14 protein-coding genes are annotated in these 11855 nt (G+C 60.8%); 4 read left to right on the top strand and 10 right to left on the bottom strand.

What is annotated here, in order from left to right; translation table 11 throughout:
• Nucleotides 1-6: 6 nt before the first annotated feature.
• The 4 genes from AB7G19_RS39865 to AB7G19_RS39850 form a co-directional block, all read right to left on the bottom strand.
• Nucleotides 7-522, bottom strand: coding sequence for a YciE/YciF ferroxidase family protein (locus AB7G19_RS39865; protein WP_439037690.1), 516 nt, complete (start codon nucleotides 520-522; stop codon nucleotides 7-9).
• Nucleotides 523-1073: 551 nt separating this feature from the next.
• A complete protein-coding gene (locus tag AB7G19_RS39860) occupies nucleotides 1074-1328 on the bottom strand; it encodes a response regulator transcription factor (RefSeq protein WP_439037691.1) in 255 nt (84 codons plus the stop codon).
• A gap of 60 nt (nucleotides 1329-1388) precedes the next feature.
• Nucleotides 1389-1970, bottom strand: coding sequence for a YihY/virulence factor BrkB family protein (locus tag AB7G19_RS39855; RefSeq protein WP_370152519.1), 582 nt, complete (start codon nucleotides 1968-1970; stop codon nucleotides 1389-1391).
• Nucleotides 1967-2524 (bottom strand): YihY/virulence factor BrkB family protein, encoded by a 558-nt coding sequence (locus tag AB7G19_RS39850; protein WP_439034334.1) that lies wholly within the window; start codon nucleotides 2522-2524, stop codon nucleotides 1967-1969. The genes AB7G19_RS39855 and AB7G19_RS39850 overlap by 4 nt, the downstream gene beginning before the upstream one ends.
• Before the next feature lie 603 nt (nucleotides 2525-3127).
• Between AB7G19_RS39850 and AB7G19_RS39845 the strand changes: the two genes are divergently transcribed.
• Genes AB7G19_RS39845 through AB7G19_RS39830 form a run of 4 tightly spaced genes read left to right on the top strand, consistent with a single transcriptional unit; the run spans nucleotide 3128 to nucleotide 5562 of the window.
• Nucleotides 3128-3337 carry a hypothetical protein gene (locus AB7G19_RS39845; protein ID WP_439037692.1) on the top strand — a complete coding sequence of 70 codons (210 nt, stop codon included), beginning with the start codon at nucleotides 3128-3130 and terminating at the stop codon, nucleotides 3335-3337.
• Nucleotides 3331-3465 (top strand): hypothetical protein, encoded by a 135-nt coding sequence (locus AB7G19_RS39840; protein ID WP_256376410.1) that lies wholly within the window; start codon nucleotides 3331-3333, stop codon nucleotides 3463-3465. The genes AB7G19_RS39845 and AB7G19_RS39840 overlap by 7 nt, the downstream gene beginning before the upstream one ends.
• Before the next feature lie 12 nt (nucleotides 3466-3477).
• Nucleotides 3478-4554, top strand: a complete 1077-nt coding sequence (locus AB7G19_RS39835; protein WP_354134906.1) for a glycosyltransferase family 4 protein — start codon at nucleotides 3478-3480, stop codon at nucleotides 4552-4554.
• 12 nt (nucleotides 4555-4566) lie between these two features.
• The gene (locus AB7G19_RS39830) at nucleotides 4567-5562 is read left to right on the top strand and encodes a L,D-transpeptidase family protein (RefSeq protein ID WP_439034335.1); all 996 of its coding nucleotides are present in this window, start codon (nucleotides 4567-4569) and stop codon (nucleotides 5560-5562) included.
• A 1098-nt stretch (nucleotides 5563-6660) separates the two neighbouring features.
• Here the strand turns inward: AB7G19_RS39830 and AB7G19_RS39825 are convergent.
• The 6 genes from AB7G19_RS39825 to AB7G19_RS39800 all read right to left on the bottom strand — a co-directional run bounded on the left by AB7G19_RS39825 (nucleotide 6661) and on the right by AB7G19_RS39800 (nucleotide 11699).
• Complete coding sequence (locus AB7G19_RS39825; RefSeq protein WP_063983383.1) at nucleotides 6661-6924, bottom strand: GlsB/YeaQ/YmgE family stress response membrane protein; 264 nt, start codon at nucleotides 6922-6924, stop codon at nucleotides 6661-6663.
• 9 nt (nucleotides 6925-6933) lie between these two features.
• Nucleotides 6934-7386 (bottom strand): YidB family protein, encoded by a 453-nt coding sequence (locus AB7G19_RS39820; protein WP_439037693.1) that lies wholly within the window; start codon nucleotides 7384-7386, stop codon nucleotides 6934-6936.
• Between the two features lie 85 nt (nucleotides 7387-7471).
• Nucleotides 7472-8092, bottom strand: coding sequence for a general stress protein (locus tag AB7G19_RS39815; RefSeq protein WP_038953428.1), 621 nt, complete (start codon nucleotides 8090-8092; stop codon nucleotides 7472-7474).
• A 37-nt stretch (nucleotides 8093-8129) separates the two neighbouring features.
• Entirely contained in the window at nucleotides 8130-8450 is a 321-nt protein-coding gene (locus tag AB7G19_RS39810) for a hypothetical protein (RefSeq protein WP_354134908.1), read from the bottom strand.
• A 445-nt stretch (nucleotides 8451-8895) separates the two neighbouring features.
• Nucleotides 8896-10677 carry a thiamine pyrophosphate-requiring protein gene (locus tag AB7G19_RS39805; RefSeq protein WP_354134909.1) on the bottom strand — a complete coding sequence of 594 codons (1782 nt, stop codon included), beginning with the start codon at nucleotides 10675-10677 and terminating at the stop codon, nucleotides 8896-8898.
• On the bottom strand, nucleotides 10674-11699 hold the full coding sequence (locus AB7G19_RS39800; protein WP_259258616.1) for an aldo/keto reductase: 1026 nt from the start codon (nucleotides 11697-11699) through the stop codon (nucleotides 10674-10676). The genes AB7G19_RS39805 and AB7G19_RS39800 overlap by 4 nt, the downstream gene beginning before the upstream one ends.
• Nucleotides 11700-11855 lie beyond the last annotated feature (156 nt).

Here is an 11855-nt window from a genome sequence, read left to right as displayed (position 1 = left end):
CAGCCGTCAGGCAGCGTCGGAGGCCTTGGCGTTGACGCCCTTGCGCAGCGCGACCGTGTTGAGCTTGGTGTTCGCCGCCTTCTCTTCGTTCAGGTTGGTCGTGAGGAAGCGCACGATCTCGTCATGGCCGAGTTCTTCGGCCCAGGCGATCAACGTCCCGTAGCGGCACATCTCGTAGTGCTCGACGGCCTGCGCGTTGGCGACGATGGCCGCGTCCAGCACCGCCTTGTCTTGGATTTCGCCGGCGGTCTCGTCGGCTTCCTTGATGATGCCGTCGATGGCCGGGCACTTCGTGCCGCTGGGCTCCTTGCCGAGCTTTGCGAAGGCCTTCTCGAGCCGCTCTACCTGCTTATTGGTCTCTTCCAGATGGTTCTTGAGGCCGGTAACCAGGTCGCGGTTGGTGGCCTTTTCGATCATCTTCGGCAGCGCTTTCAAGATTTGCTGCTCGGCGTAGTAGATGTCCTGAAGACCGTGGATCAGAAGGTCATCCATGGTTTTGATGTCTTTGGTGAAGAAGCCCATAATCGATTTCTCCTCTCGCAATGATGTCAACGGAACGCCGAAGGGTCTTCGGCGGTTCCGCCTTGCGACACGGAGACACTGATGACAGATCGAACCAATACCTTCGTAGCGCGGCTCGAGCGAGCGGCCATGGGCGACTAGAGCGACGTGCCACGCCATATTTAAGAGACACTCTTCTTCGAACGTCGGCAGGAGCGATGGCGGGAAAAGGGGCCGGCGCCACGAGGGCGCGGGCCCTAAGTTTTGCTCTTCGAGTATCGTGACATCCTCGAAGCTTATTCAACGTTCGATGTCGGTCGCCGTTCCTGCGTCGCGCGACGCAGAGCGCGACGAGCTCGCTGCGCCACTACTCGACCGGCATCCGAGGACATGAAGCGGTGGGGCGTGCTGACGATCGGGACGGGACTGGGCAACGCCCGCGTCACCAACCGCGGCAACGGCAAAAACTAGCAGACGTTAGCGACCCGCCGTCATCTCTCTCACGGCTTCGACAATCTGCTCCGGATGGTAGGGCTTCCGTAACATGAGGCTGTTCGGCACCGGTCGGGGCGTCACGGGAGAGAGCCCGTCGCATAGATCACCGGCAACTCCGGATGATGTTGACGGCAGTGTTCGGCGATCTGCCAGCCGTCGATCTTTCCGGGCAGCCTCACATCGGTGACAAGAACGTCGGCCGCCGTACGTTTGCACCACGCAAGCGCTTCTTCGCCGTCGCAGGCGTGGATGACGTCATAGCCTTCCTCGCGTAGCGATTCGACGATGAATTCTCGGATCAGAGGGTCGTCTTCGACGAAAAGGATGCGCACGCGGAACTCCGATTCACTCAGGAGTCTGAACCGCCGAATGTTTGGGCGGTTCCTGCTGGTCTATCGGTCCACACGGGCCGCGCCGACCGTGTCCGCCATCTTCGCGCCCCGCGCGCCGAGCGGCTTAGGCGCGCCGGTCGTGGTGTCACGTGCGGTCTGATGCTCTATCTCCGCGTTAAGTTCGCATCCGAGCAGGATCACGATCGCTGAGATCCAGAGCCACGTCATGAAGCCGATGACGGCGCTGAGCGAGCCGTAGGTCTGGTTGAACGTGCCGAAGTTGGCGGCGTACCAGGAGAACAGCGCCGAAGCCACGAGCCAGAGCACGGTCGCGCCCGTGCTGCCCCAGGTGATCCACGTCCAGCGTGGCGCTTGGCGGCTTGGCCCGAAGCGGTAGATACAGGCGAGAGAGAGCGCGAGGACGACAAAGAGCGCCGGCCAGCGCCCAATCCGGACCAGGAGTTTGGCTGCGTTCGACAGGCCAACGTACTGCAGTGGAACGACGACGACCGCACCCAGCGCCGCTATAACAAACGCGATCCCGGCGGCGGTGAAGCCTAGGGACATCGCATTCAATTTCAGAAAGCCGCGCTTCTCCTGTTCGCAGTAGACTATGTTTAAGGTGTCAAACAGCGACTTCATAGCGGCGTTCGCGCTCCACAGCGAGATTCCCAGCCCGATCGCGAATGTGAAGAGCCCAGGGTCCGATCTCCCTTGGTGGCAACGCGCATGTGTTGTTCGTGTGCCACGTCGACGGCACCGCCCGGGATGAAGCCGGACACGTCGTCGAGGTGCCTGGCGATGCTGCCTGGATCCGAAAACAACCCGTAGATGGCGGCGAGAGCGGCGATCGCCGGAAAGATCGCGAGTATGCTGTAGTAGGTCATACCGGCGGCCAGCGCGAGAATGCGATGTTCGCCGATGTTGCCGTATACACGCCAAAGAATGTCTTTCCACCCTTTCGCCGGGATCTCCGACGGAGAAGTCGCGCTCCGGCCGCGACCGTCGCATTCTGCCGCCAGGACGGCAGCGGAGGTGTCCCGCTTCGCCTCCGCCTGCGGCGGATGGATTTCGTCCTCTAAAGGGGCAAAGCGCTCGACCAGGAATGCCGCGGCCAACAAGCCGAGCGCCGCGGCGATACTCCAACCACTATGGTCAGCGCGACCGCGGGGCGTGCCATCGACAACATGTTTCATGAGCCTCTCCGCGAAAGTTAATCGGAGTGGTTGAAGGTAGTTCCTCGCGGCGACTTCGGAGGTTTCCGGCCTTTAGCCCCCGGTTGGGGAAACATGCGCCACGCGCCTGAGCTGCGGCCTGAGGGGAGCCTATGCTCACCCGGTGGGGATACTCAGATGTCGGCGGCAAACCAACCGATGCGGAAGCCTTGACCGTTGTGCGGCGGGTCCAATGAACGCGCGCCTGACAGAACCCGGCGGGGGCGGGATCGGTACGTTTGTATGAACTGCTATGACTTAAGTCGGTTGGAGGATCCCATTAGGCGCTGTTGGGTCGAGGGTCTTCTCCGGCCGCTCGGCAAGTATGGAAGTAATCCGGCGCAGGGCTTGCTCTTGCTCGTCGATCTTACTCGCATCGCCAATGTTTAGCATTCGGGCACTAGAGCTCGAAGCGATGGGATTGCGCTTGGACGGCGATGGCGAACTCCAGGTGTCCCGTGAGCCGTCACGGCCTCGATACGGTCCATCTCCGTCACTGGGCTTAAGATTTTCGGGAAAAACTGGAAACCTCCGCTCGGGGGATGAGTTGCCGTCCCACGATGTCAATTTTGTTGGACCCGGAACATGGTCGACGAAGCCCTGCGGCGGCGAGCCGTGGATACGGTTTGGTCCCTCTATCGCGCGAAGCATCGCGACGTGGATGCCGCGGACAGCCGGCGTTGTCTGCTGCAGCGCCACCTTCAAGGAAGATCGGAAGCGCGCGTGAGCGAGGTCGAAGAACTGACCGGGTTCGGCCTGGCCTACTTGAACCGTCTCCCCAAGGACGAATGTTGAGGCTTATGGAGAAGCTCGTCAGGCAATTGGTGGCAAGCACCGCGAGGCCGGACTGGACGCTGTTGATCATCTCCAAGCTCGTTTCGGCTGCCATCATGCTGATCCTCCTTTTGATGTTTCCAGTCTAGAGGATCGGCAAGATGCGCATTGCTCAGCTTGCTCCCCTCGCCGAAAGCGTTCCCCCAAAGCTCTACGGCGGCACCGAGCGGGTCGTGGCGTGGTTGGTGGACGAGTTGGTAGAGCTCGGTCACGAGGTCACACTATTCGCGAGCGGCGACTCCAGGACGAAAGGCAAACTCCATCCCGTGTGGCCACGCGCGCTGCGCCTCGGTCGGAAGGGCGTGGACCCCAATGCGGCCAGTGCCGTGCTGCTGGAGGCCATCGCCAGGCGCGCGAAAGACTTCGACGTGATCCACGCACACATCGATTGGTTGTCGCTTCCGCTGCTCAGCCGGCTCGGCGTGCCCTTCCTGACCACGATGCATGGTCGGCTAGACCTCCCGTGCCTGCCGGACGTGGTGCGCGAGTTTCCCGGCGCCGGCTTCGTCTCGATATCCGAGCACCAGCGCGTGCCGCTTCCGGAGGCGAATTGGATCGCCACGATCCAGCACGGGCTGCCTTCGCACCTCTTCCGCCCGTCTTTCGATGAGGGATCCTATCTCGCTTTCCTTGGTCGCCTCACGGCGGAGAAAGGTCCCGAGGACGCAATCCGGATCGCGCGGGCGGCCGGCAAGCCACTGCGCATCGCCGCAAAGATCCCGCGCGGTGAGACCGGATACTTCAAGAAGAAGCTAGAGCCGCACATCGATGGTCGAATGGTTCAGCTTGTGGGGGAAGTCGACGATGCGAAGAAGCAGCCGTTCCTCGCCGACGCAGCGGCCCTCCTGTTCCCGATCGATTGGCCTGAGCCGTTCGGTCTCGTCATGATCGAGGCGATGGCATGCGGAACGCCCGTTATTGCCTACCGATCCGGATCCGTGCCGGAAGTCGTTGAGGACGGCGTGACGGGTTTCATCGTGGAGAATGAGGAGCAGGCGGTAAGGGCGGTTGGCGAGCTTGGCCGTCTCGACCGGAGGGTAGTCCGCGCCCGCTTCGAAGCGCGCTTCTCCGCAAGCCGGATGGCGCGAGAGTATGAGCGCGCCTACCGAGGCTTGATCGCCGATCCCGGCGTGAAGGAAACGGACCTTTGCCCAGGTGCTCAGCCATCGATACCATGAAAGGATTTGGCGATGTGGCCTCGAAAGGTGAAACACATCATTGTCCTCCTGGCCGTGATGGCCGGCCCGGCGGCGCGGTGCGCCGAAATGGGCGCGGCTGCTATCGATGCCGCCGAACCATCGAAGAAGATCTTGTCGAACGAGAAGCCGACGCCGGCGGGGGTTCGGTTACAAGTCCTGCTCGACCGGGCCCACTTCTCGCCAGGTGAGATCGACGGCAGATTCGGCGAGAACGCGAAGAAGGCCCTACGCGCCTTCGCGGAGGCGCGGCAATTGCCGAGCTCGGACGTTCCGACCGAGGACGTCTGGAACGCACTGCGCGCGGACGATCGGCGGGTCACGGCGAACTACACGATCACCGAGCAGGATGTCGCCGGACCTTTTCTTAGCAAGCTCCCGTCGAAGATGGAGGAAATGAAAGACCTGCCGAAGCTGGGTTTCACCAGTCCGCGAGAAGGACTGGCCGAGAAATTCCACATGAGCGAGCAACTGCTGGCGGCGCTCAATCCCGGGCAGCGCTTCGACCGCCCCGGCGACGTCATCATCGTTGTGGATACTGGCAGTGCAGAGGCCGGCGCGCCGTCGAGGGCGGACAGGGTCGAGGTCGACAAGAGTCGGCAGACCGTGAAGCTGTTCGACAAGTCTAACGTGCTTATCGGCTTCTATCCAGCAACGATCGGGAGCGAGGAGAAGCCGTCGCCATCCGGCACTCTGAATGTGACCGAGGTCGACCGAAATCCGACCTATCGCTACAATCCGGACTACCACTTCAAGGGCGTTCAATCCCGAAAACCTTTCACCATCAAGCCGGGCCCCAACAATCCGGTCGGAACGGTGTGGATCAACCTCACCGCTGAAGGATACGGCATTCATGGCACACCCTCGCCCGACAAGGTCTCGAAGGCGGAATCCCATGGCTGCGTCCGTCTGACGAACTGGGATGCGGAGCGGGTTGCTGCGAGCGTCGCAAAGGGCACTCCGATCGCCTTCGTCGAGGGCTCACGATGACAGCAAATGCACCGCGAGCGTGGCCCCCCGGCGCCGATTGGCGTGAATGACTCCGGTGGGCCAGGTCGGCAAGTGTTTATCGAGGTAAGCGCAGCATCGAACCCGGAACCTGTTCTGGCGTTGAGTAGCCTGTCGTATTCTCGCAAGAGATTTGCGACAGTGCGAGCGTCGAGGGAAGGCACTTAACCAAGCCTCCCGTTCCGCGCCCGGCGGCGCCGGAGCAAAGTGACATTGAGGGGGTGGGCCGTCATCGGGCCGACGATCGAGAGATGCCTCAAGTTTCTGCGCTGTCCGGAAGTCCTCAATGTGCTGTGTGTTAGGAGTGTAGCGGCCTCTTTCTTGAGGAGGTTATAAATTCGGCCCGCCACCAGCTGCAGATGCTTCATCCTGCCCCGCGACATGGATCGGGCTTTGCAAAGAGCCCGGACGGGATAGGCGCGGAAGTAATCAAAAGCGTCCGACATGATCTCGGTAAGCGCCCATTCTCGCCTTTAGTTCTGTCGCCGTGGTGAGGGCCGCAGGCCTGTTCTAGTCGGCATTTAGGCGTGTTCTTATGAGCGCAAGTTTCCCTATCAGGCTGCCTCTCGACGTACACTAAGCCGCCGGAGCTTACGCCTGCCGACGGCAACGGCGGTGAAGAGCTTTTCAAGGCAGCTACAACACTCGTTTGCGACCCCTATGTTCCGAACGTTCAGACGTCACGATTTCGGACTTGGTGGCGACGTGGGTGCGGCTTGAGGAGGCTGAGAGGGCATCGAATTGCTCGGCTGCCGCGGCGCTATGGTGTCGCCGCCTGCATGAGGAACGCACGTACCGATGCTGCTAAGCAGGCGTTTGGCCTGGAGGTCGCGCATCTTTGAGTATTCGCGTCGTCGCTCGATATTTGCCGCGGCCGATCGGTCCCAGACCTCGAAGGCGTCGATGTAGTGCTCATCTGCTTCTCGGCGGCAAGGCAACCGGCGAATTTGTCGAAGACGAGGTCGGTGTTGACCGGTGTCATGCCTCCTACCAGAACAACGAGCATCCATTTCATCTGTTTGTGCCTTTCGCGTCCGGACGGATACTCGCGTTTACGCGAAGAATTTCCGGTCACCGCGGTTAGATAGCCCGTCGACTGCGACCGGCCACAAAACCGTAGACAAAAAGCACGATTATGGCGCCCACGACCGCCCCCACCAGCCCTGCGCCTTCTCCGGGCCGATACCAGCCTAGTGACTGGCCAAGATAGGTCGCAACGAACGCTCCCACTATTCCCAGGATCGTGGTCAGGATGAAGCCGGAGGGCTCGTTGTCGCCAGGCATGATGAACTTCGCGATGACGCCTGCGACGAAGCCAATGATGATCGTCCAGATGATGCTCATGTCTCTCCCCTAGCCTTGCGATCCCGATGGAGCCGGAAGACGTCCGTCAGGCGTGTATTTGTCCACCGCTGCCGGCAGCTCGCGAGACAATCGGTCGAGAATCTCCTGCTGCGACAGGCCGGTCTGCTGCTCCAGTTTTTGAAGGACGTCCGGACCGATAGCGTGCTGGAGTTCGGGCGGGGTGACTTCCCGGTTTGGCCCTTGATTGATCCAGGATTGGGCCGCATCGCCCTGTCCGTTCTGCTTGAAGTGCTCGAGCAACTCGCCGATCCCGCCGTTCAGCAGCGAACTCACGCCGCCGCCTCCCACAAGGCCGCCAAGATTGCCGAGCATACCGCTCAGGGAATCCTTGGCACCCGCCGGCTGACCGGAGGTAGCGTTGCGAAACATGTCGGCGAGCTTGTCCCGATTTTGGTAACCGGCGATTGCGAGCATGCCCAAGAGGGCGGTCATTGATGGCATTCAGCGACTCATCTTCGGCTCCTGAGTTCGATGGGCAAACATACGCAAGAAAAGGGCGACCCGCCTTGGCGGGCCGCCGGGTAATTCATCGCAGGCCGGTGCCGTAGAGTTGGCGCTCTCTCCGGACCTCCTCCGCGCCATAAGGCTGGGCGGATGGATCATAATTTTTCCACCCTGCCTTCTGCCAGGCTGCGCTCCGGTCGCGCAGGTTGACGGCGGACCGATTCAGGATCGCTTCGTATCGCGCCCGATCCGCATCCGGCACACGAGCTGAAACCAGCGTGCCGCCGCGCCTCACACCTTCAGCGTAGAGTGGTGCTTCCTCATCGGATACGCCGGCCTGCGTCAGCGCCCCAACGACCCCGCCTGTGGCGCCGCCGGCAACGGCACCGAGCGCGGTCGATGCGAGCCATCCGGCCGCCACGACCGGACCCAGGCCGGGGATAGCCAACAAACCAAGGCCCGCGAGCAAGCCGGCAGCGCCACCAAGACCTGCGCCGACGCCCGCTCCCGTGGCTGCGCCTTCCGCCCGATCGTCCACCCCATCGCGATCGCGATCGACCTTCTTGTCGGTGCTGTACCAGTTGTCGGAATTGTTCGCGACGATGCTCAGATCCGAATGCGGCACGCCCGCGGCCTCCAGGCTCGTCACCGCGCGCTGCGCATCGGAGTAGTTATCGTAAAGACGTGAAATCGTAACGGTCATGCTGAATCCCTCTTAATTTTCGCTGGTGGTCGCCAGGTTACTTGGCCGCGTTCACGTTGCCCTGGAAATCCAGACTGACATTGGTCGAGGCACCGCCTTTGCTGGCCTTTCCGCGCCAAACGCCGTTGTCGTCCTTCTTCAGTGATGTGACGTTACTGTAGCCCGCGTCCTCGATCTTCGACTTGGCCTGGCCCTCGGTGAAGCTGTTGGCGCCTTCAACCGGCTTGCTGGAATTGTTCTGGCCGGAACTGTTGACCGCATTGTTGTTGGGCCGATCGGTCGCCGGCGGATTTTGCGCCAACGACGGACCCGCCAGAAGCGAAGCAGCCGTCAGCAGCAAAAGAAATGTCTTTTTCATATCGTCCTCCTGTAGTGGCAAGGCCCAACATACGCTGAACTGAGAAGTTCCAAGTTTTCCCGGTCCGCAGGGCTTGCATGGAGGATCTAAAAAAGCATCTACAAGAAAGCGGGAGCGAGCTCCGGGGCGCGTACTTGAACCTATTAGAAGGAGAGCCCTGACGTGGTCCAACTCGGACCTAGGGCGACGTGCGCCAACGCGCCCCTGTCAGAAGTAATAGCGAACCTCGTACGAAGCGCAGCGCGGGGTTATAGTACATTTGCTGAGGCTGATGCGGCAGGCGCGGTATCCCAAAGCGCAACGTGTGATCCGCCCTTAGCTGTGTTCGGGCGTGCACCGTGTCTTTTGATTCGGAACACCGCATCGCCTTCGAAGTTGGAAATTAAGTAAGCTACCCGCCGTCGGCGGAGGTTCGCAACGCGTTGAAGCGCCGCGGGCCCCAAATTCAATCTCTCTTGCCGAATAGTCCGTCGACAACTTGTCTTGCGGTGTCGCCGATGACACGGCCAGCGCCTCTGTCTCCTTTAGCCATCGCAGACATAAAGGAGAGGGCCTCCTTGAACGTGACGTGCGGCGGCAGCGGAGCCACCTCAGAATCTGTCTTCACTTCCAGCACGACAGGGCGATCGCTCGAAAGGGCCTCCTGCCATGCGGATGCCAGGCGGCCCGGGGAATCAACGAAGATCCCCCTGAGCCCGAGCAGTTCGCCAAATTTGGCATAGGCAAAGTCGGGGATATCCTGCGAAGCCTCGAATCTTGGGTTTCCCTCCATGACCCGCTGCTCCCAAGTGACTTCGTTGAGGTCCTGATTGTTGAATACACATACGATCCATCGCGGATCCGCCCAACGCTTCCAGTACTTCTGGACCGTGATGAGTTCGGCCATGTTGTTCATTTGCATTGCGCCATCGCCCACAAGTGCGATGACCGGCCGGTCCGGATGGGCGAACTTGGCCCCGATGGCATAGGGGACTGCTGCGCCCATCGACGCCAAGCCTCCCGAAAGCGATGCAGCCTGGCCCTGCTGCACCCGGAAATCGCGGGCATACCAGTTGGCGCAGGATCCGCTGTCACTGGTCACGATGGCGTTAGCAGGTAGCAAGGGTGACATTTCCCAAACGACGCGCTGCGGATTGACGGGATTGGCTTCCGCCTTAGCCCGACCTTCCAGCTTCTTCCACCACCCAGTTATGTTGGTCTCGATCGTCTTCGCCCATTCCCGGTTCTCCTTGCGCTGGATTAGGGGCAGGAGCGCCTTAAGCGTTGCTGCGGCATCGCCGTGGAGGCTGACGTCGACCGGATACCGCAGCGACAGCATCGAGGCTTTGATGTCGATCTGGACGGCGCGTGCGGCCCCGTCTTTGGGTAAGAACTCCGACCAGGGAAAGCCCGTGCCGACCATCAGTAGCGTATCGCAGCCTTGCATGAGATCCCAGCTTGGCTCGGTCCCGAGCAGGCCTATCGCGCCGGTAACGAACGGCAGGTCGTCCGGCAACACATCCTTGCCCAGCAATGCCTTCGCAATGCCGGCGCCGAGCAAGGTCGCCATTTCGATGAGTTGAGGAGCGGTGCCGCGAGCGCCCGCGCCGACCAAAATGGCTACCTTCTTGCCGGCATTCAGGACCTCGGCCGCCTCGGATAGGTCCGCATCCTCTGGAATGATCTTGGGTTTGGAATAGCCCACTCCAGACCGCGTAAACCCGTGCGCCACCGCGGGCTCTTCGTATTCCTCGTCCTGAATATCTTTCGGCAAAATAATGACGGAAGGTGTGTTGTCGGCCTTAGCGACCCTGATGCTGCGGTCAAGGAGGTGCCGCACCTGGGCAGGGGACGAGGCTTCCTGTACGAAGCCAGCGACGTCCGCAAACATCCGGTCTAAGTTAAGTTCCTGCTGGTAACTGGCACCTCGAACGGTTGCCTCAGCTTGCCCGCAGATAGCAAGAACGGGAGCATGGTCCAGTTTACCATCGTACAATCCCGTGATGAGATGAGTTGCTCCCGGGCCGCCGGTCGACAAGCACACCCCTAATTCACCGGTGAACTTGGCGTGCGCGACCGCCATGAAGGCGGCCATCTCCTCGTGCCGCACCTGGATGAATTCAATGCTGTCGGCGCGCTGCAGCGCGCCGATCACACCGTTGATGCCGTCGCCCGGATAGCCATAGATGCGGCGCACGCCCCAAGCGTGGAGCCGTTCGACCACAAAATCGCCGACCTTCATGCTCAAGCCTCCGAAGCAGCAGGGAGCGAGGCGCTTTTCTCGATGAGGCCTTGTTGCTTGAGATCACCCCAGAAATCCGAGGGGATCTTGGCTTGGAGCGAATTCCAGTCCTCCTGGATCTGTTGAGCGCTCCGTGCCCCCACGACCAGAGCGACCGCGACGTCGGCCGCCGCCGAAAACTGAAGTGCGGCAGTTCGGAGGTCCACGCCATACCGAGAGGCGATCGTCCTGAGCTTCTCCCGCTTCTCGATGACGGCTGCGGGAATCTTGAAGTTCTCTTTTCCGTAATTGTAACGTGGACTTCCTGAGATGAAGCCGGCGTTGAGAGAGGAGCCGATGACGAGCGAAACGTTCTTTTTTCGCACGACCGGGAAAAGTTCGTTCACCGCACTTGCGTGATCGATCAACGAGTATTGGCGGGCGCACAGGCAGACGTCAGGGTCCGCATCTTCCATGACTTTGAGGATGGGAAGCGGGGTATTCACGCCGATGCCCCAAGCGCGGATGATGCCCTCGTCACGCATTTTGGAGAGCGCCGGAAACGCGCCTTTACGGGCGATTTCGTACTGTTCTTCCCAGCCGTTCGGAAAGAAGGCGAAATCCGGCGAGATGTCGTGCACGAAAGCCACGTCCAGGCTGTCGACGCCGAGGCGCTGCAGGCTGTCTTCGATCGAGCGGCGCACACCGTCCGCCGTATAGTCAAAAATGATGTCATTGGGCGAATCTGACAGCGGATAAATATCCGCATGTTTGTTGTTCTTTGACGCCTTGAAAAGCTTCCCGACCTTCGACGAGAGCATGTAATCTTCGCGCTTCTGGTTATGCAGAAAATGACCGAAGCGACGCTCGGAGAGTCCGAACCCATACCAAGGCGCCACATCGAAATATCGAACGCCCATCGCCCAGGCGCCTTCAAGGGTTGCCTCGGCTTCCTTATCGGTATGCTTGTTGAACTCGTTCCCGAGGGAAACGCCACCGAGGCCGAATCGGAATTCCGGTTTGAAGATCTGTCGCGCGCGGTCATTCATAGAAAATCCTCAACATTTGTCGGGAATTGAACGACGGGCGCGAGAGCCGGTTCCTAGATGTAAATCACAGGAGCTCGGGCTTTCGGCGCTAAGGGACGGCCGGTGACTGTTACGGAACCGGTCATTTCCCGGAGACTTTCCTCTTCGAGACGGCCA

The sequence above is a fragment of the Bradyrhizobium sp. 215_C5_N1_1 genome, from assembly GCF_052075935.1.
Taxonomy (GTDB): Bacteria; Pseudomonadota; Alphaproteobacteria; order Rhizobiales; family Xanthobacteraceae; genus Bradyrhizobium; species Bradyrhizobium barranii.
Note: the sequence above shows the minus strand (reverse complement) of the source record. Positions and strands in the feature narration are given on the sequence as shown.